General features: G+C 58.7%; 21 protein-coding genes. 6 read left to right on the plus strand and 15 right to left on the minus strand.

The features are described from left to right. Positions 1–35 precede the first annotated feature (35 nt). The 7 genes from EAO39_RS00640 to sucC form a co-directional block, all read right to left on the minus strand. Positions 36–572 carry a pilin gene (locus tag EAO39_RS00640; RefSeq protein ID WP_120965274.1) on the minus strand — a complete coding sequence of 179 codons (537 nt, stop codon included), beginning with the start codon at positions 570–572 and terminating at the stop codon, positions 36–38. 207 nt (positions 573–779) lie between these two features. Next, a complete protein-coding gene (locus tag EAO39_RS00645) occupies positions 780–1,499 on the minus strand; it encodes an FHA domain-containing protein (RefSeq protein WP_120965275.1) in 720 nt (239 codons plus the stop codon). A 206-nt stretch (positions 1,500–1,705) separates the two neighbouring features. After that, a complete protein-coding gene (locus EAO39_RS00650; protein ID WP_346427101.1) occupies positions 1,706–2,563 on the minus strand; it encodes a Stp1/IreP family PP2C-type Ser/Thr phosphatase in 858 nt (285 codons plus the stop codon). A 258-nt stretch (positions 2,564–2,821) separates the two neighbouring features. Further along, a complete protein-coding gene (locus tag EAO39_RS00655) occupies positions 2,822–3,514 on the minus strand; it encodes a TerC family protein (protein ID WP_120965277.1) in 693 nt (230 codons plus the stop codon). A 259-nt stretch (positions 3,515–3,773) separates the two neighbouring features. Continuing rightward, positions 3,774–4,463, minus strand: a complete 690-nt coding sequence (locus EAO39_RS00660; RefSeq protein ID WP_120965279.1) for a TerC family protein — start codon at positions 4,461–4,463, stop codon at positions 3,774–3,776. A 140-nt stretch (positions 4,464–4,603) separates the two neighbouring features. After that, positions 4,604–5,500, minus strand: coding sequence for a succinate--CoA ligase subunit alpha (gene sucD, locus EAO39_RS00665; protein ID WP_120965281.1), 897 nt, complete (start codon positions 5,498–5,500; stop codon positions 4,604–4,606). A gap of 20 nt (positions 5,501–5,520) precedes the next feature. Next, positions 5,521–6,681 carry an ADP-forming succinate--CoA ligase subunit beta gene (sucC, locus tag EAO39_RS00670; RefSeq protein ID WP_120965283.1) on the minus strand — a complete coding sequence of 387 codons (1,161 nt, stop codon included), beginning with the start codon at positions 6,679–6,681 and terminating at the stop codon, positions 5,521–5,523. A gap of 511 nt (positions 6,682–7,192) precedes the next feature. Between sucC and argC the strand changes: the two genes are divergently transcribed. The 4 genes from argC (at position 7,193) to EAO39_RS00690 (ending at position 10,841) form a co-directional block, all read left to right on the plus strand. Then, entirely contained in the window at positions 7,193–8,125 is a 933-nt protein-coding gene (gene argC / locus EAO39_RS00675; protein ID WP_120965285.1) for an N-acetyl-gamma-glutamyl-phosphate reductase, read from the plus strand. Between the two features lie 272 nt (positions 8,126–8,397). Then, on the plus strand, positions 8,398–9,009 hold the full coding sequence (locus EAO39_RS00680) for a c-type cytochrome (RefSeq protein WP_162989462.1): 612 nt from the start codon (positions 8,398–8,400) through the stop codon (positions 9,007–9,009). An 11-nt stretch (positions 9,010–9,020) separates the two neighbouring features. Continuing rightward, on the plus strand, positions 9,021–10,115 hold the full coding sequence (locus EAO39_RS00685) for a c-type cytochrome (protein WP_240466867.1): 1,095 nt from the start codon (positions 9,021–9,023) through the stop codon (positions 10,113–10,115). Between the two features lie 216 nt (positions 10,116–10,331). After that, positions 10,332–10,841, plus strand: a complete 510-nt coding sequence (locus tag EAO39_RS00690) for a hemerythrin domain-containing protein (protein ID WP_120965289.1) — start codon at positions 10,332–10,334, stop codon at positions 10,839–10,841. Positions 10,842–11,573: 732 nt separating this feature from the next. Here the strand turns inward: EAO39_RS00690 and EAO39_RS00695 are convergent. The 5 genes from EAO39_RS00695 to EAO39_RS00715 all read right to left on the minus strand — a co-directional run bounded on the left by EAO39_RS00695 (position 11,574) and on the right by EAO39_RS00715 (position 17,908). Beyond that, entirely contained in the window at positions 11,574–12,509 is a 936-nt protein-coding gene (locus tag EAO39_RS00695; protein WP_240467062.1) for a tripartite tricarboxylate transporter substrate binding protein, read from the minus strand. Positions 12,510–12,709: 200 nt separating this feature from the next. Beyond that, positions 12,710–13,993, minus strand: a complete 1,284-nt coding sequence (eno, locus tag EAO39_RS00700; protein WP_120965293.1) for a phosphopyruvate hydratase — start codon at positions 13,991–13,993, stop codon at positions 12,710–12,712. Between the two features lie 7 nt (positions 13,994–14,000). Continuing rightward, on the minus strand, positions 14,001–15,419 hold the full coding sequence (gene pyk / locus EAO39_RS00705; RefSeq protein ID WP_120965295.1) for a pyruvate kinase: 1,419 nt from the start codon (positions 15,417–15,419) through the stop codon (positions 14,001–14,003). Beyond that, positions 15,420–16,706, minus strand: a complete 1,287-nt coding sequence (locus tag EAO39_RS00710) for a glycerate kinase (RefSeq protein ID WP_120965297.1) — start codon at positions 16,704–16,706, stop codon at positions 15,420–15,422. Between the two features lie 131 nt (positions 16,707–16,837). Further along, entirely contained in the window at positions 16,838–17,908 is a 1,071-nt protein-coding gene (locus EAO39_RS00715) for a tartrate dehydrogenase (RefSeq protein WP_120965299.1), read from the minus strand. Positions 17,909–18,029: 121 nt separating this feature from the next. On the opposite strand from EAO39_RS00715, the gene EAO39_RS00720 reads away from it, so the two are divergent. Next, positions 18,030–18,938 carry a LysR substrate-binding domain-containing protein gene (locus tag EAO39_RS00720; RefSeq protein ID WP_120965301.1) on the plus strand — a complete coding sequence of 303 codons (909 nt, stop codon included), beginning with the start codon at positions 18,030–18,032 and terminating at the stop codon, positions 18,936–18,938. A 327-nt stretch (positions 18,939–19,265) separates the two neighbouring features. On the opposite strand, the gene gyrB is transcribed toward EAO39_RS00720, so the two are convergent. From gyrB to dnaA, 3 genes are all read right to left on the minus strand, one after another. After that, positions 19,266–21,878, minus strand: a complete 2,613-nt coding sequence (gene gyrB, locus EAO39_RS00725) for a DNA topoisomerase (ATP-hydrolyzing) subunit B (RefSeq protein WP_120965303.1) — start codon at positions 21,876–21,878, stop codon at positions 19,266–19,268. A gap of 135 nt (positions 21,879–22,013) precedes the next feature. Next, positions 22,014–23,132, minus strand: coding sequence for a DNA polymerase III subunit beta (dnaN, locus tag EAO39_RS00730; protein ID WP_120965305.1), 1,119 nt, complete (start codon positions 23,130–23,132; stop codon positions 22,014–22,016). A gap of 129 nt (positions 23,133–23,261) precedes the next feature. After that, the gene (gene dnaA, locus EAO39_RS00735) at positions 23,262–24,668 is read right to left on the minus strand and encodes a chromosomal replication initiator protein DnaA (protein ID WP_120965307.1); all 1,407 of its coding nucleotides are present in this window, start codon (positions 24,666–24,668) and stop codon (positions 23,262–23,264) included. A 517-nt stretch (positions 24,669–25,185) separates the two neighbouring features. On the opposite strand from dnaA, the gene rpmH reads away from it, so the two are divergent. Next, positions 25,186–25,320 carry a 50S ribosomal protein L34 gene (rpmH, locus tag EAO39_RS00740; RefSeq protein WP_012207856.1) on the plus strand — a complete coding sequence of 45 codons (135 nt, stop codon included), beginning with the start codon at positions 25,186–25,188 and terminating at the stop codon, positions 25,318–25,320. Positions 25,321–25,352 lie beyond the last annotated feature (32 nt).

Below are 25,352 nucleotides of genomic sequence, written 5' to 3' on the forward strand. Positions count from 1 at the left end.
GCCATCAGGCCGCCTCTTCGTCGCACAAAACTCTTTTAGGCAGCGCGGCAAGAACCTGGCAAGAACTTGGCCAAGATTGGAACAGTTCCGCCCGGGCCACACAGCCAGCTGTTCACAACGCCACCGGCCGCTGGTGGAATACATGTAGAAAAGGTCGTTTGGGTTGAAGCAGAGCAAGCCTCCATCACCAAGGCTCCACCTTCAGCACCTGCAGCCGCGTTTTTAATATTTCTCGTGGTCACCGTAACCACAGCATCAGCTGTTACCGGTGTGGCAGTCAAACCTGTAGTTTGAATCGATGCCACGTACTTGGTACCAGTAGAGCCATCGGTCGTGGCAGCGTATTCACAACCCCATCCATTGGCAGCGACCGTCTGGCCAGCAGGCAGGCTTTGGATCGCTTCAGTGATGGAGGTTCGGCACGCAGAGCCAGCCAATATTGCTTCAGAAACCTTAGCACGGATCGTGTAGTCCTGATAAGCCGGCAAAGCCACGGCAGCCAAAATACCGATAATCGCCACAACGATCATCAGCTCGATCAGGGTGAAACCCTTTTGAATGGAACGCTTCATACGAAATTCCTTGGTTGAAGAAGTATGTTCCTTTCAAGCAATCGTCGTGCCAAGTGTTGAGCACAGACAGAGGGACTTCTGTACTGACATTTTTCGCCGCGCGACAGTTGCCAAAAAGTGCCTCTTTTGACTTATCCAGGCAACGATGGTGACAATTTTGTAAGTATCAGCCTACGCATCTTTGAATGTCGATGCCAAGGTACGCCATCACCCCACCACAAACTGCATGCGCGTCCCTGCCAGCTCCATGGTGTCGCCATTGAGCAGAGGCACGGGCAGCGGGCCGACTTCCTGGCCGTTGAGCTTAAGCGATGCGCTCTCGCCTTCCATGTGGGTCAGCACAAAGCCATGGGGCTTTTGGGTGATGGAAGCGATGGTCACACCCGGGCGGCCCAAGGTGGTAACCACTTTATAGAGTGAGACTTCCTTGCCTGTCATGCTGCCGCTGAGCATTCGCACCACTGCATGCCGCTCGGGCAGCATGGACGACATGCCGTGCTGTGTAGGCGCAAAGCCGGTGAGCTCGCCAAAACCGGAAGGCGTGCTGAGTCTGCTGTGCACGTCATCGGCGCTCTCCGCCATGGCGGAAGAGACGGCGGCAATGGCTTCCAGTGCGGCAGAGGTGCGAGCGGGCTCTTCGCCGGCGCTTACAAAGCGGATTTTGTAGCGTCCGATATCCAGCAGATCGCCATGCACCAAGCTGTGACGCTGCACGGATTTGCCGTTGACATAGGTGCCGTTGGTGCTGCGCAGGTCTTCGATCGCTACAGCGCCGTCGGCCATGGTGATCACGGCATGCTCGCCGCTGACGGCAAGGTTGTCGATCACGATGTCGTTGTATGGACGTCGGCCCAGAGTGGTGCGCTCTTTGGTGAGCGGTACTTCTTTGACCACAGCGCCATCGATAGAAATGACCAAGATCGGCATGCTCGAAAGCTCCTGAATGCAGCGGGACAGACCCGAGGATAGTTTGGCAGTTACTGTTTGAAACAATGACCACCTCATGGGTGATTCTATGAAAACAGCCCCTGTTGCGAACCGGACCCCGCTTCAAATACAGCAAAAGCCTGCACAGTCGACTGACTGTGTATGCTCTTTGACACAGTCATTCTCAACGGAACATCGGGTAATGGTCAAAACAAGCTTGTGCTTGGAGATCCTGGGCCTTGCGCGACCCGGTGGGCATTCTCCATCAGCACCACGCTGATGTTGTCTCTGCCGCCCGCAGCATTGGCGGCGCTCAGCAAAGCCGTGAGCAGTTCCTGCAGTGAAGACTCCGCAGCGAACAAGGCTTGGAGCTGGGAGTCATCGAGCATATCGGTGACGCCGTCCGAGCACAGCATGAGGCGATCTTGCACCTGCAACGGCCATCGGTTCAGTTCGGGATCGACAGACATCTGCACCCCCAAAGCCCGCGTGACGAGGTGACCCAGGCCCGAAGCCTGGGCATCTTGCGCGCTGAGATGACCGGCGTCCATCTCCTGCTGGACCAGGGAGTGGTCCCGGGTAAGGCGAGTCAGCTGACCGGTACGCCATGCATAGGCCCGCGAGTCACCGAGGTGGGCAATCACCGCATGCCCTGCAACGATGGCAGCAGCGACCACCGTGGTGCCCATGCCCTGGCAACCAGATGTTTCCCTGGCGGCTTCACGGATTGCGGCATTGGCCAGGCACAAGGCCTCTTCCAAGTCCTTGGATGCGGCCTCCAGCTCCACATCGACACCGACCAGTTCCTCGTGCGTGTGCTGCATGGCTGCGGGTATCACGCTGACGGCCATGGCGCTGGCGACTTCCCCGGCGTTGTAACCGCCCATGCCATCGGCCAGCACGGCCACAGGCCAGGGGCTGGCTTCAGGGTGGATGCTGACAGCATCCTCGTTATTGGTACGCACCAACCCCGTGTGCACGCGCGCAATCATGCGCACAGCAGGCCATGCGGCAGGCGGTCTGGGGGGCTGTGCAGCAGGCATGACAAACAGGGTACGAAACATGAGCGTAGTCAGAGCAGGTCTTCAGCGTAACGTAATTGCCAAAGTCCAGCCAGCCCCAGTGCCAAAGACAGATTAAGCCGTTGCTCCTCGGCAGCAGCATGGGTGATTACTTCAATATCAGGAGCGCATTGTGCTTTGATTGATTAATTTACAGGCGGCTTTGTATTTAAGAGTCCAATTAAACAAGCGCTATCAGCTCACTTTTTAATCGTTCGATTTCGAGACTGGCACAGGCATACCCGATTTGAAGCGGCGGGCTTATGCTCCAGAAGCTGGGGCGGCATTGCGGGCCTGCCACATTTTGCCCACGGCAACCACCAGCAAAGCGCCTGCCACCGCAGCCGCATGGGTAAGCCAGGGATGAGCCTGAATCAGGCCCTCCAGCACATGATCGCTGGCAAGCGTCTCTCCGGCCACCCAGCCGATCAGCGCAGCCCCCAGGGTGACGATGGCGGGAAAGCGCGCCATGAGTTTGATCATCAGCGTGGAGCCGAAAATCACCAGCGGAATGCTGATTGCCAGGCCCAGCACCAGCAAGACCAGATTGCCCTGGGCTGCGGCTGCCACGGCAATCACGTTGTCCAGGCTCATCACCAGATCCGCCAGCAAGATGGTACGGACTGCGGCCATCATGCCCACCTTGACGGCATCTCCGCTTTGCTCGCTTTCATCCTCGCCCTTGAGCAGACCGACACCAATCCACAGCAGCAGCACGCCACCCATGATTTCCACCAGCGGGAGCTGCATCAGCTTGGCAGCAACCAGAGTCAAGGCAATGCGCAGCACCACGGCCGCGCCAGAGCCCAGCATGATGGCTTTGCTTTGCTGATGGGCAGGCAGGCCGCGCGCGGCCAAGGCGATGACTACGGCGTTGTCACCAGACAGGATGATGTTGATCCAGACAATTTTGAGCAGCCCGATCCAGAAATCGGCTCCAAGCATGGCGTCCATGGCGATTCACTTTCTTGTGGCTCCCACGGCCCCCATCCGGCGAAAGCGGACGGACAAAGGCCCGACAACAGCATCGGGCGTTCCGTGGATTTCTGAGGAAAGTGTAGACCTGCGGCGGCAAAAGCCGCTACGGGCCTGTTGCTGCTGCCGCCATGGGAATGTGTGCGTGCCCTGCAAGCCTGCAGACAACAGCGTATGGCAGCCACAATGCAAAACGCACTGCGCGAGCAGTGCGTTTTGGGGAGCCTCGCTCAGCAGATCAGGCCGCGACTTGCTTGCCAGCCGAACGGGCTTGCATGAGCTTGCCCAGGCCAACCACCAGCACGGCGCCGGCTGCGGCAGCAGCATAGTGCAACCAGGGGTGAGCCATGGTGTAGCCGTGCAGCAGATTGTCATTGACGATGGTTTCACCACCCACCCAGCCGATCAGGGCGGCACCCAGGGTGATGATGACGGGGAAGCGATCCATCAGCTTGATCATCAGCGTGGAGCCGAAAATCACCAGGGGGATGGAAATGGCCAGACCCAGAATCAGCAAAACCATATTGCCCTGGGCTGTTGCAGCCACGGCAATCACGTTGTCCAGACTCATCACCAGGTCGGCGATCAAAATGGTACGAATGGCAGTCACCATGGAGCCATGGCCCTTGGAGTCGCCTTCGCCCTCTTCTCCACCGGTCAGCAACTGGTAGCCGATCCACAGCAGCAGACAGCCACCAATTACCTGCAGGAAAGACAGCTCCAGCAGCTTGGCTGCCACCACCGTCAGCACGATACGCAGCACCACGGCGGCGCCGGAGCCAAACATGATGGCTTTCTTTTGCTGTTCAGGAGGCAGGGAACGGGCAGCAAGCGCGATGACCACCGCATTGTCGCCAGAGAGAATGATGTTGATCCAGATGATCTTCACCAGGCCGATCCAGAAATCGGCAGTGTTGAGAAATTCCATTGTTACTCCACTGTTTTGAATATGAAAGCGCCGCATTGCGCGGCGCTTTCTTTTATGAGTGGAGGCAGTGTAGAGGTCTCAAACCTCTTTGCCAGTTCGTAATACTGCGTAATACCCGCAGTATTACAAACTCTCAGGACTTACTTCAGCAAGCCTTGCAGCAGGCGGCCCATCTCGGATGGGTTGCGTGTGATGGTGAAACCACACTCTTCCATGATGGCCAGCTTGGCATCGGCCGTGTCGGCGCCACCGGAGATCAGGGCACCTGCGTGGCCCATGCGCTTGCCGGGAGGAGCAGTCACGCCAGCGATGAAGCCCACGATAGGCTTCTTCATGTTGGCCTTGCACCACATGGCGGCTTCGGCTTCGTCCGGACCACCGATTTCGCCAATCATGATGACGGCGTCGGTATCAGGATCTTCATTGAAGGCGCGCATCACGTCGATGTGCTTCAGGCCGTTGATGGGGTCGCCACCAATGCCGACAGCGGACGACTGGCCAATGCCCAGTTCGGACAGCTGAGCCACGGCTTCGTATGTCAGCGTGCCCGAACGGGACACCACGCCGATACGGCCCTTCTTGTGGATGTGACCGGGCATGATGCCGATCTTGATCTCGTCAGGCGTGATCAGGCCGGGGCAGTTGGGGCCCAGCAGCAGGGTCTTCTTGCCGCCGGCAGCTTCCTTGGCACGCATTTTGTTGCGCACTTCCAGCATGTCACGGACGGGAATGCCTTCGGTAATGCAGATGGCCAGGTCCAGATCAGCTTCCACAGCTTCCCAGATGGCGGCAGCAGCACCTGCGGGAGGCACGTAGATCACGGACACGGTAGCGCCAGTTTCCTTGGCAGCATCCTTGACCGAACCGTAGATTGGGATGTCGAAAATCTTTTCGCCAGCCTTCTTGGGGTTCACGCCCGCGACAAAGCAGTTCTTGCCGTTCGCGTATTCCTGGCACTTTTCAGTGTGGAATTGACCGGTCTTGCCAGTAATGCCCTGGGTGATGACCTTGGTGTCTTTGTTGATAAAGATCGACATATGTGTATCTCCGAGGGCTTTTACTTAACGGCAGCGACGATTTTTTCAGCCGCTTCAGCCATGCTGTCGGCAGCAATGATGGGCAGACCGGAGTCAGCCAGAATTTGCTTGCCCAGCTGTTCGTTGGTGCCCTTCATGCGCACAACCAAAGGCACTTGCAGGTTCACGGCCTTGCAAGCGGTAACCACGCCGTTGGCAATGGTGTCGCACTTCATGATGCCGCCGAAGATGTTGACCATGATGCCCTTGACTTCAGGGTTCTTGAGCATGATCTTGAAGGCTTCAGTCACCTTCTCGGCCGTAGCGCCGCCGCCCACGTCCAGGAAGTTGGCTGGCTCGCCGCCGTACAGCTTGATGGTGTCCATGGTGGCCATGGCCAGACCGGCGCCGTTCACCAGACAGCCGATGTTGCCGTCCAGGGAGATGTAAGCCAGATCGAACTTGGAAGCTTCCACTTCGGCTGGATCTTCTTCGTCCAGATCGCGGTAAGCCACGATTTCTGGGTGACGGAACAGGGCATTGGGATCAAAGTTGAACTTTGCATCCAGGGCCATCAGATTGCCCTTGGAGTCGCAGTTCAGCGGGTTGATTTCCACCAGCGATGCATCGGTGTCCATGTAGCACTTGTAGATCTTGGCGAAGATGTCTACGGCTTGATCAATGGAAGCGCCGGTCAGGCCAATGGCTGCAGCAACCTTCTTGCTTTGCTCGGCAGTGATGCCGGTCAGCGGATCGATCATCTCGGTGATGATCTTCTCGGGAGTGGAATGCGCCACTTCCTCGATGTCCATGCCGCCTTCGCTGGAAGCGATCAGGGCAACCTTCTGTGTGGCGCGGTCAGTCACCAGCGACACATAGAGTTCGTTCTTGATGTCGGCGCCGTCTTCGATGTACAGGCGACGAACCTTCTGGCCTTCAGGGCCGGTCTGGTGCGTGATCAGCTGCATGCCGAGGATTTGTTCGGACAGGGCCTTCACATCGTCGATGCTCTTGGCAACCTTGACGCCGCCGCCCTTGCCGCGGCCGCCAGCGTGGATCTGGGCCTTCACCACCCACACAGGTCCACCCAGCTTTTGCGCAGCTTCTACAGCCTCTTGAACTGTGAATGCAGGAATGCCACGGGGGACGGGCACACCAAATTGACGCAAGATTTCCTTGCCTTGGTATTCATGAATCTTCATGAGTTTGTCTCTCTGAACTGAGGGGAAATACCCGCTTGCCACGGACTCGAGTGGTCAGACAAGTCGGGTTCGTATGACATGGCGAGCAGCAATGTACCATGCTGCACCGCGCAAAACGACACCTGAATATGCGCAGAATCCACAATTTCCTACATCTTTGCCGTCTGAGCAACCTGGCTGCAATGCATTGATATCGTTGGACAAATCCAGTTACACGATATTTCCGGGCTCCGCAACTATCTTATGTCTTATATATAAGGCTATTGAGACCGCCAGCCGCCACGCCGGGCAGACGCCTATGCATCAAAAACTGCCCAAAGCAGAGAAGCCTGCAGGGCTACTGCCGGAACAGTGTCGGTTCCTACATACAAATTCAAGCCCGAAGACAAAGAATCACGCTTTTGCACGCCAGCCCAGGGTTTAAACGACAATAACGGCCTAAAAGCGGCAATGGTGCCGCAGGCAGCGGCATAGACCAACAAATGCGCGCGCCGTGCAGGAGAGAAAAGCGATGGCTAAAGTCTTTATCGACGGAGAAGCAGGAACCACAGGTCTGCAGATCCGCGAACGTCTGGTCAACTTTGCTGGCGTAGAGCTGGTGAGCATTGCGCCCGAGCTGCGCAAAGACCCCGCCGCCAAACGCAGCCTGATCGCCGGCGTGGATCTGGTCATTCTGTGCCTGCACGATGATGCCGCGCGCGAAACCACGGCCATGGTGGACGCCATCACGGCTGAAACAGGCCGCGCCATCAAGATCATTGATGCCTCGACCGCCCACCGCACAGCCCCCGACTGGGTCTACGGCTTCCCCGAGCTGCGCGCGGGCCAGCTCGATGCCGTCAAGACCGCCACCCGCGTCTCCAACCCTGGCTGCTATGCCACGGGCGCCATCGCCTTGCTGGCACCGCTGGTCGCCGCGGGTCTGATTCCTGCCGACTTTCCGTTGAGCCTGCCTTCCGTCTCCGGCTATTCGGGCGGCGGCCGCCCCATGATCGAAGCCTATGAGGCCGGCACTGCCGCACCTTACGAGGCTTATGCCCTGGGCCTGGGTCACAAGCATGTCCCCGAAATCCTGCACTACACCGGCATGACGCGCCGCCCCGTGTTCATCCCCGCTGTGGGCAATTTCCGCCAGGGCATGCTGGTGCAACTGCCTCTGCATCTGGATCTGCTGCCCGGCGCCCCCAAGGCCGCCGATCTGCACGACGCACTGACCAGCCACTACGCCGCCACCAACACGCCAGCCAACTGGGTCAGCGTGCTGCCGCCCACGGACGACAACAAGCTGGCTGCCGATACGCTGGCCGATACCAACAAGCTGGAACTGCGCGTCTTCGCCAACGAGCAATACCGTCAGGCCGTGCTGATCGCCCGTCTGGACAATCTGGGCAAGGGCGCCAGCGGCGCGGCCGTGCAAAACCTGCAAATCATGCTGGGTCTGTAAACCTCCGGCACTTGCAACAAAACGGCCCTGGTGGCCGTTTTTTGTTTTCTGTACTAATCTAGCTGCGACGGAAGCAGGCCTCGCCTGGACCATACCCACATCCGCAGCGCATGAGGTGGTGGCCGACACCCAACCACACTTGGACTGCCTAAGATTTGAGCAAAACCGAAACAAGGCCGTCCATGATGAAAGCTGCCTCTGATTTTTTGTGTTTTGGCCCATATCGCCCGCTGCACAAGCTTACTGCACTCCTGTTTTTTGTAGCAGGCAGCGTGCATGCACAGGCTTCCGGCGATGCAAAGGCGGGCGAATCCATTGCCAGCAAAGGGGTGCCGCCAGCGGTTGCCGCATGCACCAGCTGCCATGGAGCCAAGGGCGAAGGTCTGGCGGCCTTTCCACCGCTGGCCGGCCAGGGAGCCGCCTATCTACAGGCGCAGCTGGCGGCCTTTGCCTCAGGCACGCGGAAAAATGCGGTCATGGAGCCGGTGGCCAAAGGGCTGAAAGCGCAGGACCAGGCCAATGTGGCAGCCTACTTTGCCAGCCTGCCCTCCGGCATCGCCTCCCCCAAAAGCGTGCCCGTGCCCGACCCCAAGGATGTCGGCGCCTGGCTGGCCCTGCGCGGGCGCATGAATGACGGCGTACCCGCCTGTGCCAGCTGCCACGGCCCCCATGGCGAAGGCGTAGGCAGCAACTTTCCCGCCATTGGCAAGCTCAACGCGGCCTATATGCAGTCGCAGATCGATGCGTGGAAGCAAGGCAGCCGCAGCCCCGGCCCGCTGGAGCTGATGCAGCACATTGCCAAAAAGCTCAGCTCCCAGGATGTGGAAGCCATTGCGCAGTACTACGCCAAGCAATCGACGGCAGCGCCCGCTGCCAGCAAGTAAGGGAGGCCGCCATGAACCAGCACCCCAGCAGCGCCGAGCAAACCGAGCGTGAAGAACGCAGAGAGTTCGCTGCCCTCCAATGGTTTGCCGTGGTCGTCACCCTGATCGTGGTGATATCCGCTCTCGTGATAGGGCGTCAAATCGGCGAAGACGTGCAAAACGACGCCCCACCCCTGCACCCGGCGCGCATGACCACCAACGCAGCAGATGCAGCCGGAGCCGCCACAACCGCCAATGCCTCGGCAGGCAGCACCGGTGCAGCGCCACCGCCGGGCGCTCAAGCGGCCTCCAGCCCAGGCCCGGTCAAAAAAACCGCCTTCGTACCACCGGCCGCAGACCAGATTCCCGAAGGCCCCATGGGCGACGTCATCCGCCAGGGCGAGCAGATCTTTTTGCACACCGGGGCCAATGCCAAAGGCTTTGTGGGCAACACGCTCAACTGCGTGAATTGCCATCTTGATGCCGGTCGCCTGGCCAACTCTGCGCCGCTTTGGGGGGCCTATCTCAGCTACCCCGCCTACCGCAGCAAAACCAAGAGCGTGTCCACCTTTTCCGAGCGCCTGCGCGGCTGCTTTATGTACAGCATGAACGGCAAGGCACCACCCGACGGGCATGAGGTGCTGGTCGCCCTGGAAACCTATTCCTACTGGATGGCCAAGGGCACGACCGTGGGCGAAAAACTGCCGGGCTCGGGCTTCGTCAAGCTGCCCGCACCCGAAAAAGCAGCGGATTACGCCCGTGGCAAAGCCGTCTATGAGGCCCAGTGCGCGCTATGCCACGGCGCCAATGGCGAAGGCCAGCGCAGCGGCGATATCCAAGTCTTTCCGCCGCTGTGGGGCGCCCAGTCATACAACTGGGGTGCAGGCATGGCCGATCTGCACAATGCCGCAGGCTTTGTGAAAGCCAATATGCCGCTGAGCCGTGGCAACACACTCAGCGATCAGCAAGCCTGGGACGTGGCCCAGTTCATTGACAGCCAAGAACGCCCGCAGGACCCTCGTTTTACCGGCGATGTGGCCAGCACGCGCAAACAGTTCCATGACACCGAGAACTCCTTGTACGGCACCATGGTCAACGGCAAGCTACTAGGCCAAGGCATTCGATAAGTCGTCTGGCGGCCTTTAAATTTCATAGCATCCTGTGATTTATTCACAAGGCGTAGCGGTCATTTTCGACTGTTTTTCGAACTCCACCTGGTGAGCAAACCGGCACCAAGGTGCGAAAACACCAGAAATTGACCTCTCACACCCTCCAAACAGCCGAGTCCCAAATCGCCATCTGCATCGAAAATGGCTGCAAATCCATTCCATCGAGACACGGTCATGAGCGACTCCAAGCAAGCGATTCAAAGAGATCCCGCTGCCCCCACGCCCAAAGCGGACACCAGCGTTCTCTGGTCCGATGCCAGACTGCTGGGCTACCAACCCATGGACCTGGTTCACGAGGAGTTTTACGACGTGGCCCTGGGCCTCATAGGCTGCAGCGATGACACCGCGGCGGCGGCGCTGAAGGCCTTTGCCGAGCATGCGCAAAGCCATTTTGATCAGGAAGACGAATGGATGCTCTCCACCGGCTTTCCGCCGCGCGATTGCCATATTGACGAGCATGCGGCCGTGCTGAAGTCAGTGCACGAGGTCAGCGAGATGCTGGCCCAGGGCCGCGCCGGCGCCCAGCTGGTGCAAAACCTGGGAAGGCAATTGTTCTCCTGGTTCCCAGGCCATGCAGACTATCTGGACTCGGCACTGGCCGCCTGGATGACCAAGAAGACCATGGGTGGCAAGCCCGTTGTGCTCAGGCGCAACGCGGGGCTTCACGCCGCGAAAAATGCGTAAGCTGCCAAGCTATCTCGCGCCGAGCAAACCCCAACCAGACTGGTATTTTCCTCTCTGGGTCACGTAAAAAAGGCCAGCAATTGCTGGCCTTTTTTATGAAGCGATTGAAACTGGCGGCCCTGGTTTCCTCAACTGATGGCTGCTTTTTTCTCCGCTTATGCGGTCATGTAGATGATTGGAATAAAAGGGATTTCATCCCTTTTTGAATCAATGAGGTGTTAACCTTTGGCCCCGAAAAGTGGGGCAAGTTGCACCTAAAAGATGGGATGCCTCATCACTTGCTCTTTCGCTCTGGTCCTATGCATGGACCCGCAAAGCGATGCACATCAACACGTGCGCGCATCAGCTTTTAGCGCCTCTAAAAAGCGGCATATGGCATGTCCATCCTCAGATTCAGCCCCATTTTATGGAAAAGCCCATAGGTGAACCGCTTCGGGTTTTAAGGAGGCTCAGCGCTCTAAGAGGATAACCCTTGGCGATGTCAAAGCAAGGTATCACCTGAGAAACGTGAGCAAGCGGTGAGAGGGTGCAGCAGCACCATCGGAAGTCTACGTAGGTCTCCGTCGGAGCACCCCGCCTGCCGAGGCGAGGCAAACTTCTATCGGCAATTAGCCAGTCAGGCTATTACGGTAGCGAGGCGACTTAAACCAAACGGCCGCCGCAGAACCCGTGAGGTTCACCAGCCCGCAACGGCCTCTGCATTCAGCTTTTTTACGAAAGAGTATCTAGGGTTTACTCAATTGCGACTTTGCCCTCTTTCACAAGCTTCGAAAACTTCTGGGTCTCTTCACTAATCTGCTTGGCCATCTGCTCTGGAGTATTACCGATGGGCTCGGCACCAATCTCTTCCATCTTCTTGTGGAATTCCGGCGAGTGGATGATTTTTGCCATCTCAGTATTGAGCTTCGTCACCACGTCCTTGGGCGTCCCTGCAGGTGCCAGAACTCCAAACCAGGTGCCCAGGTTGAAGCCTTTTAGACCAGCTTCGTCCAGAGTCGGTACATCGGGAAGCGCTGGTGAGCGCTTGTCTGTGGTGATAGCCAACGCGGTCAGTTTGCCCGCTTTGATGTGGGGAAGCACCGGCGTGATGGTGTCGAATGACATCGAAATTTGCCCACCGAGCAAGTCGGTTGCCAACGGGCCGCTGCCCTTGTAGGGCACATGCAGAAGCTGCGCTCCCGTCATGTTCCCAAACTGGGTGCCAATCAGGTGCTGAGCCGTGCCATTTCCGTTGGAGCCATAGCTCAGCTTACCTGGCTGGGCTTTCGCTAACGCTACGAGCTCAGCCACATTCTTGGCAGGAACACGGGGATTAACAACCAAGACATTCGGAACCATCGCGATAACTGTGATGGGGGCGAAGTCTTTCTGGAAATCGTAAGTAAGCTTCGGGTAGACACTCGTCGCAATCGTGTGATGTACCGCGCCAATTAGCAGTGTGTAGCCGTCGGCCTTGGACTTGGCGACCATGTTTGCACCCAGAGTGGCTCCCACACCAGGTCTGTTGTCCACGATGACTGGTTGACCCCAGCTGCGCGAAAGGCGCTCGCCAAGCGTACGTGCCAGCACATCGGTGGTTCCGCCTGCTGGGAACGGCACGATGAGGGTGATAGGCTTGCTCGGGAAGCTCTGCGCGATGGCTCCAGTACTGGAAAGTACTGCTGCCATGGCAATAGCTGGCAAGAACTTGATGCGGAAGGTACGCTTGTTGCTCATGCTTGTCTCCTATTTACTTATGAAACAGACTCTATGGCCCGTTGAGGGAAGAACTCGCTGTCCGGGTGAATGCATGGTTAACTCAGATTCAACAGTGGCAGCAGTTCCGGGTAGGCATGTCACCGTGGGTGACATGCCTAAACACGAGCGGATTACCTAAGTTGTCGAATAGATGAGCGCCCAGCGAAGGTAGCAGCGGCTCCGAGCTCGCTCTCTATGAGTAGCAGGCGGTTGTACTTAGCCATGCGGTCTGACCGGCACAGAGACCCCGTCTTGATTTGGGTTGCGGCCGTACAGACGCTCAAATCCGCGATAGTGGTGTCTTCCGTTTCTCCAGAGCGGTGCGAGACCACAGACGCAAAGCCGGCACGCTCCGCCATGTCGATAGCGGCCAGCGTTTCGGTCAGAGTGCCAATCTGGTTTGGCTTGATAAGGATGGCGTTCGCAGCGCTGCGCTCAATCCCCTGACGCAGAATCTCGGTGTTGGTGACGAACAGGTCATCACCAACCAATTGCACCTTTTTCCCAAGCTTGGCAGTCAGTAGCTCCCAACCCGTCCAATCACCCTCCGCCATACCGTCTTCAATGGTGACGATGGGATAGCTGTCCACCCAATGGCCGAGAAAATCTGCGAATTGCTCCGAGCTGAACTGCTTACCCTCTGATGCCAGCTTGTAGACGCCCGAGGAGAAAAACTCCGAGCTAGCAACATCAAGGCCCAAGGCAATGTCGTTTCCTGCGTTGAAGCCTGCCAACCCGATAGCCTCCAGAATGACTTCAATCGCAGCCTCGTTGGAAGGTAGGTCGGGGGCGAATCCACCCTCATCTCCGACAGCGGTCGACAGGCCTCGCTTCTTGAGGATTCCCTTCAGCGCATGAAACACCTCTACGCCCCAGCGCATGGATTCTCCAAAGTTGGGAGCCCCAACGGGAAGAATCATGAACTCCTGCATGTCCACGCTGTTGTCTGCGTGTGCGCCCCCGTTGATGATGTTCATCATGGGCATAGGCAGTCTGGGCGAGCGGCCGTTCGCGAGGTGGCGGTATAGCGGCTCGCCTGCTGAAGCGGCGGCGGCATGGGCGGCTGCGAGCGACACGGACAGCAGCGCGTTGGCGCCAAGCTTGCCCTTGTTGGGCGTTCCGTCAGCCTCAATCATGAGCCGGTCAATGTTCGCTTGGTCACGTGCATCCTGTCCAACCAGCACGCGATTCAGCTCTTCGCTAACGTGCGACACGGCCTTGGTGACGCCTTTGCCGCCGTAGCGCTTGGAGTCACCGTCGCGCAGTTCAATGGCCTCACGTGAACCGGTCGACGCCCCGGATGGTGCAGCCGCAAATCCGCGCTTACCATCAGACAGTACGACTTCAGCGGCCACCGTTGGATTGCCCCGCGAATCCAGTATCTCGAATCCAGAGATGCTCTGTATCACTACCATATTTACCTCAAGGTACTTGCGCAATGCGCAGCAGGTTCGTGGAACCTGGGGTGGCAAAGGGCAGACCGGCGGCAATCACGATTGTTTGACCAGGCTGCGCCTTCAGAATGCGGATGGAAGCGTCGACTGCGACATCGGTCATGCTGTCGACCGTGGGTACGTCGTCGCTAATCACTGGCCTCACCCCCCAAACAAGGGAAAGCCGACGCGCTGTAGACACGTGGGGCGTCACGCCCAAGATTGAACCTCTGGGCCGTTCCCGAGCCATGCTGAGCGCCGATGTGCCCGAGCTCGTGTACGCGACCATTACCGCTACGTCCAACAGGCCTGCAATCGAACGTGCTGCCCAACCAATTGCATCTGCGGTCCGGGCAGCAGGTGGCGTATGGGTTGCATCCAACGAGGCTCGGTACTGCGGGTCAGCCTCGGTCTGCACAATGATGCGGTTCATCATTGCAACAGACTCGACTGGGAACTGACCGGAAGCAGATTCAGCCGACAACATCACCGCATCTGCCCCGTCATAGATGGCTGTTGCCACGTCAGAAGCCTCCGCGCGCGTTGGCACAGGGGCGCTCACCATGGACTCGAGCATCTGCGTGGCAACAATCACGGGTTTGCCCAACCTTCGGCAGGCGCGGACGATTCGTTTCTGTATTGCGGGAACCTGCTCTGCAGGCATCTCCACGCCGAGGTCTCCGCGGGCAACCATGACTGCATCCGTCGCAGCCAGGATGGCATCCAAGCTGTCGATGGCAGCCGGTTTCTCAAGCTTCGCAACGATGGCAGCACGACCTTGAACAATCGCTTTGACTTCTCCAATATCGGCGGCACGCTGCACGAACGACAAGGCAACCCAGTCGACACCGAGCGAGAGTCCGAAGTCCAGGTCAGCGCGGTCCTTTTGGGTCAGTGCGGAAAGCGGAAGTACCACCCCTGGCACATTCACACCCTTGCGTTCGGACAATATGCCGCCGGTGACGACGCTGGTCACTGCGAAGTCCGGCCCCGCCTCATCTACACGAAGCCTCAAACGTCCATCATCGAGGAGAAGGTCCACACCTGAGCTGAGTGCCGCAAATATCTCGGGATGCGGCATCGACACCCTAGTCGCATCGCCAGGAAGACTCTTGTCTAGGTCCAAACGGAACGTGGCGCCTTCGGCAAGGCGAACAGGGCCATCCTTGAACGTGCCGACGCGAAGCTTAGGTCCTTGCAAGTCCAAGAGCACGCCGATAGGCCGGCCAACTTCTGCCTCGATGGCGCGAATGGTCTCATATCGGCGTCGATGGTCCTCGTGGGTGCCATGGCTGAAATTCAGTCGAAAGACGTCAGCACCAGCGTGCACCAACGCCTCAATCGTTTTGCGTTCGGAGCTGGCAGGTCCAAGCGTGGCGAGAATTTTTGCATTGCGCAAACGAAGCATTTACGAGGCTCCAGGTTGAGGGCTTTCGATATAGATGGCCCGAAAATCATTTACGTTGGTGCATGTCGGTCCGGTAACCACAGAGTCGCCCAATGCCTCGAAGAAGCCATGTCCATCGTTCTCGTCTAGGCGGTCTCTAGCGCGGAGACCAAGTGCCCATGCTCGGCTGAGGGAGTCGGGGGTGAGCAATGCGCCGGCAATTTCTTCCTGGCCATCCACCCCATCTGTGTCTGCCGCTAACGCATGCACTCCAGGCTCGGCGTTCAGCGCGACACCCAAGGCCAGGAGGAACTCGACGTTGCGTCCGCCTCGCCCTTTCCCACGCACCGTGACCGTCGTCTCGCCTCCAGACAGAAGCACACATGGAACTTCAAAAGGCAATCCTCGACGAGCTACCTGGCTGGCAATGCCGCCCAAGACACGCCCAACCTCTCGAGCTTCGCCTTCAATGGCATCGCCCAGAATGTGCGCTGCAACACCTGCCGAAGATGCAACCTTCGCAGCAGCTTCCAATGCCATTTGTGGCGTAGCAATGAAGCGTGTCTCAATGGACGGTAGATGAGGGTCGCCTGGCTTAATGGACTCCCCAGCTCCGCTTTCCAAGAGGGCGAGTGCAGCGGGTGGTACATCGATGGAGTAGCGTCGCAGGATGGCGAGCGCATCTGCGCAGGTGGTTGGGTCGGCGACCGTGGGGCCGGATGCAATGTCCCTAGCGTCGTCTCCTGGCACATCGGAAAGCAGCAGATTGACCACACGGGCGGGGTAGCAAGCAGCGGCGAGCCGCCCCCCTTTGATGGCTGAGAGGTGCCTCCGAACGACATTCATCTCGCTGATGCTTGCCCCACTGCGGAGCAATGCGCGATTGACCGATTGCTTGTCTGCCAGTGTCAGCCCAGGCAGAGCCAACGGAAGCAACGATGACCCGCCCCCGGAAACAAGACAGAGCACGAGGTCATCGGCAGTTAGACCTCGTACCATTTCGAGCATCCGGGCTGCTGCTGCCTCGCCCGCTGCATCCGGCACAGGGTGTGCAGCTTCAACAATCTCGATGTGTTGGCACGGCTGTGCGTAACCGTATCGAGTGACGACCAAGCCGGATAACGGGCCCGACCAGTTCGCCTCGACAGCCTGTGCCATGGCGGCCGATGCCTTGCCTGCGCCAATGACGACCAGCCGTCCCTGCGGAGCTGGTGGCAAATGAGGAGGAACGCACAAAGCAGGCTGCGCTGCTGCCACCGCTGCGTCGAACATCGCACGCAACAGTTGCTGAATTTCGCTGGACTTCATCTCATGTCTCCGTCCGTTCATAAGCCGGCCGCTCTTGATGGCGGCCGTAGCAGAGCTGGCAGCGCAGCAAGCGCCGCCAAGCTATCGGCTATTGATACGCCCAGCAGGGCGTAGACATTGGAGAGAGCGCGTCAGCCGGCTGCGAGCGCGTCGCAGACAGCCCTGGTAACCTGAACAGTGGTGGCCTTGCCACCCAGGTCGCCGGTGTGGAGCGATGGGTCTGCCGTGACCTTCTCAACAGCGCTCATTACGCGTTTCGCCGCCTCAAACTCACCCAGGTGCTCGAGAAGCATGACGACCGACCAGAACGTACCAACAGGGTTAGCCAAGCCCTTGCCCATGATGTCGAATGCTGAGCCGTGAATTGGCTCAAACATGCTGGGATAGCGCCGTTCAGGGTCGATGTTGCCAGTGGGCGCAATACCCAAGCTACCGGCCAGCGCAGCGGCCAAGTCGCTCAGGATGTCGGCATGCAAGTTGGTAGCGACGATGGTGTCCAGCGTCGCTGGTTTGTTCACCATGCGAGCCGTGGCGGCATCCACCAGTTCCTTGTCCCACTTGACGTCAGGGAACTCCCTGGAGATTTCCAAGGCAATCTGGTCCCACATCACCATGGCATGACGTTGCGCATTGCTCTTGGTAATGACCGTCAACAGTTTGCGGGGACGCGACTGTGCCAGCTTGAATGCGAAGCGCATGATGCGTTCGACACCAGCACGAGTCATCATGGACACATCGGTTGCTGCTTCGATAGGGTGTCCTTGGTGCACTCGGCCGCCCACGCCGGAGTACTCGCCCTCGGAGTTCTCGCGCACGATGACCCAGTTCAGGTCCTCGGGCTTGCAGCGCTTCAGTGGAGCATCGATGCCAGGCAGGATGCGCGTGGGGCGCACGTTGGCGTACTGGTCGAATCCCTGGCAAATTTTGAGACGAAGACCCCACAGCGTGATGTGGTCAGGAATATCCGGGTCTCCGGCGGAGCCAAAAAGGATGGCGTCCTTGCCGCGCAATGCGTCCAGTCCGTCCTCCGGCATCATCACGCCGTGCTTGCGGTGGTAGTCGCCGCCCCAGTCGAAGTCTTCGAACTCGAAACTGAACGCCTTGCTCTGCTCAGCCAGCACCTTCAGGACTTGTTGGCCTGCTGGAACGACTTCTTTGCCGATGCCGTCGCCAGGAATGGTTGCAATTTTGTACGTCTTCACAAGGGTCTCCGATAGGTTGTCGATGAGTGACTGTATGCACTTCAAAGCCTAGAATTCACCCTTCAAGTGAATCCATTGTTTACTTCAAGCTAACTATCTTTCGGCCTCATTCAAGGGAAATATGACTGCCTCCATCCAGCCTGCTGACCTTGGTTTCTTCTCTGTTCTCGCTGGCGCAGGCAGTCTGAGCGCTGCAGCACGAGAGCTGGGCATTACGACGCCCGCCGTCAGCAAGCACCTTGCGCTGATGGAGAGCAGACTGAACACGGCACTCGTCATCCGGACAACAAGGCGCATGAGTCTGACCCCTGAGGGTGAGGTGTACCTAGAGCATGCTCGTCGCATCCTGGGTGAGATTGACAATATGGAGCACCTGCTAGGCCAGGGCAAAGCCACGCCAAAGGGGCTATTGCGGGTGAATGCGACATTGGGCTTTGGCCGTACGCACGTATCGCCGCTCATATCCAAGTTTGTACGCAAGCATCCTCAGGTAGAAGTGCAGCTTCAACTTTCGGTGAACCCGCCCGCGTTGACAGACGACTCTTTCGATGTGTGTATTCGATTCGGCCCACCGCCAGACGCAAGAATTATTGCCAAACGCATTGCACCAAATCGCCGTCTGCTGTGTGCATCGCCTGCTTACCTCGCGGCACATGGGACTCCCAAAGTACCCAATGACCTAAATAAACACAACTGCATTGGTATTCGCCAAGGTGAAGAGGCCTATGGCGTGTGGCGGCTCACCAGTGGACGCGGAGGAAGCGCGACGGTTGACACCATAAAGACACGAGGGAACCTCACAACAAACGACGGAGAAATTGCCGTGAATTGGGCCTTGGACGGGCACGGTATCTTGATGCGCGCCGAATGGGATATTGAGCGGTACCTACGTAGCGGCCGTCTCGTTCAAGTGCTTCCGCAATGGCACACACCAGATGCCGATATTTACGCGGTATATCCGCAGCGTCACCAACTGGCCACTCGCGTCCAGGCGTTCGTGGAGTATGTAACCCAGGCATTCAAACGATAGTGTTCTCAACGCAGTTCACCAACTGCAACATCCCGGAGTTGAGTGTGCTCTATGAGCAAGTCACGTCTAAAGACCTAAGCGCTTGAAATTAAAGATGGTGGCAAGCGGTAACGCTTGCAGGAGTCACCGCAGTTTTGTGACTCTTTGAATGCGTGGCTCCAAAGTCATCAACTTGCACAGTGTGAAATAAAAAAGCCGCATGAAGCGGCTTTTTATGAGGTGGCTCATTAAGTGACTGTTAGGCAATAACTATTCGAATTGTTTGACGATAAGAATCCCAGTTTTGGCCTACCAAAATCCCGCTTATTGCATCCACCTACAACATCATCAAACGTCGATATTGCCCGCGCGCAAGGCGTTGTCTTCGATGAAGTTACGGCGTGGCTCTACTTCGTCCCCCATCAGCATGGTGAACACGCGGTCGGCTTCGATGGCGTCGTTGATTCGGACCTGCAACAAGCTGCGGACGTTGGGGTCCATGGTGGTTTCCCACAGCTGCTCGGGGTTCATTTCACCCAGACCCTTGTAGCGCTGGCGACCCGTGGTGCGCTCGGCTTCCGAGATCAGCCAGGTCATGGCCTGACGGAAGTCGCTCACTTTTTCGGTCTTGGCCTTGTCGCCTTCGCCGCGCGTGACCTTGGCGCCTTCATTGAGCAAGCCGTTGAAGTTCTGTGCCTCGGCAGACAGCGCGGCGTAGTCATGGCTGCGCACGAACTCCTGTGTGAGGATGGAGCTCCTGATGTTGCCGTGATGGTGGCGGCTGATGCGCAAGATGGGGTGCTCGCTGTTCGGGTCGATCTCAGCTGTCACGGCGGCAGGCACGCCGGTGGCGGAGAGTTCGCGCAGCTTGGCTTCCAGCACGGCAGCGCAGGCCTGGGCGTCTTCCATGGTGTCCAGCGTGATCTGCACGCCGTCGGCAATGGCGCGCAGGGCTTCGGCATCCATGAAGTTGGACAGGCGCTCAATCACGGTTTCGGCCGCCAGATGCATGTCGGCCAGCTTGGCCAGCTCTTCGCCGTCAACGGTGCGGGCGTTGGCGCCACCGGTGTCCACGCTGGCGTGGTTCAGCGCAATCCTGAGCAGGTAGCGGTCCAGTGCCGGGCCGTCCTTCAGATACAGCTCTTCCTTGCCATTCTTGACCTTGTACAGCGGTGGCTGGGCAATGTAGATGTGGCCGCGCTCGACCAGATCCGGCATCTGACGGTAGAAGAAGGTCAGCAGCAGGGTGCGGATGTGGGCGCCGTCAACGTCGGCGTCGGTCATGATGATGATGCGGTGGTAGCGCAGCTTGTCGACGTTGTAGTCGTCGCTGCCGCTCTTGCCCGATTCTTCGCTGGCCTTGCCAATGCCGGTGCCCAGAGCGGTAATCAGGGTGATGATTTCCTGGCTGGAGAGCAGCTTTTCGTAGCGGGCTTTTTCCACGTTCAGGATCTTGCCGCGCAGGGGCAGGATGGCCTGGAACTTGCGGTCGCGACCTTGCTTGGCGGAGCCGCCGGCGGAGTCACCCTCGACGATGTAGATTTCGCACAGCGAGGGGTCTTTTTCCTGGCAGTCGGCCAGCTTGCCGGGCAGGCCCATGCCGTCCAGCACGCCCTTGCGGCGCGTCATTTCGCGGGCCTTGCGGGCCGCTTCGCGGGCGCGGGCGGCTTCCACGATCTTGCCGCAGAGAATCTTAGCGTCACCCGGCTTTTCTTCCAGGTAATCGGTGAGCAGCTTGCCGACGATGTCTTCCACGGGCGCACGCACTTCGGAGCTGACCAGCTTGTCCTTGGTCTGGCTGGAGAACTTGGGCTCAGGCACCTTGACCGACAGCACGCAGCACAGGCCTTCGCGCATATCGTCGCCGGTGACGTCCACCTTGGCCTTCTTGGCCAGTTCGTGGTCGGCAATGTATTTGCCGATCACGCGGGTCATGGCGGCGCGCAGGCCGGTCAGGTGGGTACCGCCGTCACGCTGGGGAATGTTGTTGGTGAAGCACAGCACCTGCTCGGCATAGCTGTCGTTCCACTGCATGGCCACTTCCACACCGATTTCGGTGCCGGGAATGCCGCCATAGGAATCCGCAGGACGCGTGCCCACGGCATGGAAGGTCGTGGGGTGCAGCACTTTCTTGGTGCCGTTGATGAACTCCACAAAGCCCTTGACGCCACCGGCGCCCGAGAAGTCATCTTCCTTGCCGTCGCGCTCGTCCTTGAGGCGAATGCGCACGCCGTTGTTCAGGAAGGAGAGTTCGCGCAGGCGCTTGGCCAGGATTTCATAGCGGAACTCGAAATTTTCCTTGAAGATTTCCTGGTCGGGCAAGAAGTGCACCTTGGTGCCGCGCTTGTCGCTGGGGCCCAGCACGCGCATGGGCGAGACTTCCACGCCGTCCACCACCTCGATCAGGCGGTTTTGCACAAAGCCGCGCGCGAAGTCGATCTCGTAGCGCTGGCCTTCGCGGCTGACGGTGAGCTTGAGCCAGATGGACAGCGCATTCACGCAGGACACGCCCACGCCGTGCAGACCGCCCGAGACCTTGTAGCTGTTCTGGTTGAACTTGCCGCCGGCGTGCAGCTCGGTCAGGGCGATTTCGGCCGCCGAGCGCTTGGGCTCGTGCTTGTCGTCCATCTTCACGCGGGTGGGAATACCACGGCCGTTGTCGATGACGGACAGCGAGCCGTCGGCATGGATAGTGACCAGAATGTCGTCGCAGTGGCCGGCCAGGGCTTCGTCGATGGAGTTGTCCACCACTTCGAAGACCAGGTGGTGCAGGCCCGTGCCATCGGAGGTATCGCCGATGTACATGCCGGGGCGCTTGCGCACGGCTTCCAGGCCTTCAAGAATCTGGATCGCGCCTTCGCCATAGCCTTCGCTGGCACCGGGCTGCTGGGAGTCGATCTTGGGGGCCTGCTCCGGCTCGGGAGTGCCTTGAGGTTCGGGCAGCGTGTTGTCAGCGGTCATGAAAGAAAGCCTTGCGATCCGGTGGAGGCTTGTAGCCTCCCAAAAGAAAATATCAGTCAAATAGCCTTGTAGCGCTTATTCATCAAGCGCTACAAGCTATTGAATTATGAGCATTAGCAGTCAGCAAACCCGCGCTTAAATGCGCATGGGCATGACGACGTACTTGAAGCTGTCGTTCTCGGGGATGGAAACCAGCGCCGAGCTGTTGCCGTCCTGCAGATCGATCTTGACCATGTCCTGGCTCATATTAGTCAGCACGTCAATCAGATAGGTCACGTTGAAGCCGATCTCTATGGTGTCGCCACCGTAGTCGATATCGAGTTCGTCCATGGCCTCTTCCTGCTCGGCATTGTTGGATGCCACGCGCAGCGTGCCGGGCTCCACCGACAGACGCACGCCCTTGAACTTGTCGCTGGTCATGATGGCCGTGCGCTGCAGGCTGGCCAGCAGCGGGGCGCGGCCCAGGGTGACGCTGTTTTGATGGTTGCGCGGAATGACGCGGTTGTAGTCAGGGAACTTGCCTTCGACCAGCTTGGTCACGAACTCCATGCCGCCAAAGGTGAACTTGGCCTGGTTGTTCGCGAACTGCATTTCGATCACGGGCTGGTTGTCGCCGCTGGCATCGGACAGCAGGCGCTGCAGCTCCAGCACCGTCTTGCGCGGCAGGATCACTTCCTGCTTGGGCACTTCCACATCCAGCGTAGCGCTGGCCCAAGCCAGACGGTGACCGTCGGTGGCCACCAGGCTCAGTTGCTTGCCTTCGGCCACGAACAGGATGCCGTTCAGGTAGTAGCGAATGTCCTGCACCGCCATGGAAAACGACACCTGGCCCAGCAAATCCTTCAGGACTTTCTGCGGCACGCTGAAGGCGGGGCCGAAAGCGGCCGATTCCTGCACCAGCGGGAAATCTTCGGCCGGCAGGGTTTGCAGCGTAAAGCGGCTCTTGCCGCCCTTCAACACCATCTTGGACTGCTGAGTCTCCAGGCTCACGGTCTGGTCGCCGGGCATGGTCTTCAGAATGTCGATGAGCTTGCGGGCGCCCACCGTGGTGGTGAAGTCGCCGGTATCGCCGCCGAGTTCGGCGGTAGTGCGGATCTGGATTTCCAGATCGCTGGTCGTCAGCTGCAGGGCGTTGCCGGTCTTTTTGATCAGCACGTTCGCCAGGATGGGCAGCGTGTGGCGGCGCTCAACAATGCCTGCCACCTGTTGCAGAACCGCGAGGACTTTGTCTTGTGTGGCTTTCAGGACGATCATGTCAACCTCAGTGATTTAAGTGCGCATCTTGTAAAGCGGCGGCGCCCGCAGGGTGGTACGGGCTCTCCCTCATGCCGCTTGAATTCCCCATTTTGCCGTGTGCGTTTGACATTCATGGGGGAGTTTTCATCAACCCTTGAGCGTCTGCTCCAGCACATGCAATTGCTGGTTCAGCTCGGTATTGGTCTGACGCTCGGCCGCGATCTTGCGCACGGCGTGCAGCACCGTGGTGTGGTCGCGACCGCCAAACAGCTCGCCGATTTCAGGCAGGCTTTTTTGCGTCAGTTCCTTGGCCAGGTACATGGCAATCTGGCGCGGCCGGGCAATGCTGGCGGGGCGCTTCTTGCTGTACATGTCGGCGACCTTGATCTTGTAGTAATCCGCCACCGTCTTCTGGATGTTTTCCACAGATATCTGACGGTTCTGGATGGACAGCAGATCGCGCAGCGCTTCGCGTGCCAGCTGAATCGACACTTCCTTCTGATTGAAGCGCGAATAGGCCAGGATCTTGCGCAGCGCGCCTTCGAGCTCGCGCACGTTGGAGCGCACGTTCTTGGCCACGAAGAAGGCGACTTCCTCGGGCATCTCGGCGTTCTCGGCGCGGGCCTTGTTGATCAGAATGGCCACGCGCATTTCCAGCTCGGGCGGCTCGATTGCCACCGTCAGGCCGGAATCAAAGCGCGAAACCAGGCGTTCGTGAATATTCGCCAGTCCCTTGGGGTAGGTGTCGGACGTCATCACGATGTGGCTCTTCTTGGCCAGCAGGGCTTCGAAGGCATTGAAGAATTCTTCCTGCGTCCGGTCCTTGTTGGCGAAAAACTGCACGTCGTCGATCAGCAGCAGATCCAGCGAGTGGTAGCGCTCCTTGAACTCGTCAAAGGTACGGCGCTGATAGGCCTTGACCACATCCGAGACGAACTGCTCGGCATGGATGTAGAGAATCTTGGCGTCCGGCTTGTCCTTGAGCAACTGGTTGCCCACGGCATGCACCAGGTGGGTCTTACCCAGACCCACACCGCCGTAGATGAACAGCGGGTTGTACAGATGGCCGGGCGAACCGGCCACATGCATGGCCGCAGAGCGGGCCATACGGTTGGCCGTACCTTCGACCAGCGTCTCGAAGGTGAGCGCGGGGTTCAGGCGGGTGCGGAAGACGGGGGCTGCGCTTTCTTCGTTGCTGACCGTGGGCACGGAGACGGAAACCGTCTCGGCCGGCGCACTGCGCTCGCCCGATGGCGGGCGCACATAGGTGCGCACCACGCTTTCGCGGTGGGCCATGGCCAGCTCCAGCGTCACGGGCTGGCCATAAAGCGACTCCAGCATGGCCGAGATACGGCCTGCATATTGGGCACGGATCCAGTCGAGCTTGAAGCGGTTGGCCACGTAGACCGTGACCTTGGAAAAATCTTCAGCAACCAGCGCCGTCAGCGGCTTGATCCAGGTGTTGAATTGCTGCTCGGGCAGCTCCTGACCCAGTTGCTCAACGCAGACCTGCCACAGGGCCTGGCCTGCGTCGTTCGTATGTTCCTCTGTCATTGTCAAAAGTCTAGTTGTGGATAGGAGGAACAGTTGCGGGGTAGCTATTGTAGCTTTTGCGGAAGTTATCCACACGGTTTCAGAAGGCTGTCCCCCGCCGCGGTGCGGGATAGCCCACCTATCCTACTGGATTGACAGGGCCATGACGGCACGGCATTTGTAAAGAAAGCCGGCCCCGGTTTGAAACCCTGCCGCGTCTCTGGCAATGTGGGCTTATCTCCCCAATCAAATTCTGGGGTCATTGCATCAAAGCGCCAACACTGTGATAATCGCGGGTTTCCCTGAATGTGTTCAGGGTGATATGACCCGGGCGCCAATTTTGGGCGCATTTTCCACCTGCTTTCGGGCATGCGGCGAGTGCTTTTGCTCCACAAGTTAACCGTTTTGCCGCAACACATGCTCGCATGTGAAAAAATACCCGGCTTGGCGGCGACAGTGTGCGGCGCAAAACCTGGATGGCGGGGCGCAGACGTAGCGCTTTGCCGACGCAAATACTGAACCTTCTCAAGGAACCAACATGAAACGTACTTACCAACCTTCCAAGACTCGCCGCGCCCGTACCCACGGTTTCCTGGTTCGCATGAAGACCAAGGGTGGCCGTGCCGTGATCAACGCTCGCCGCGCCAAGGGTCGCAAGCGCCTGGCCGTCTAAGGCCGGCATTGCTCGGCGGTCTGCTCCTTCGC

The sequence above is a fragment of the Comamonas sp. lk genome, assembly GCF_900564145.1.
Lineage (GTDB): Bacteria > Pseudomonadota > Gammaproteobacteria > Burkholderiales > Burkholderiaceae_C > Comamonas.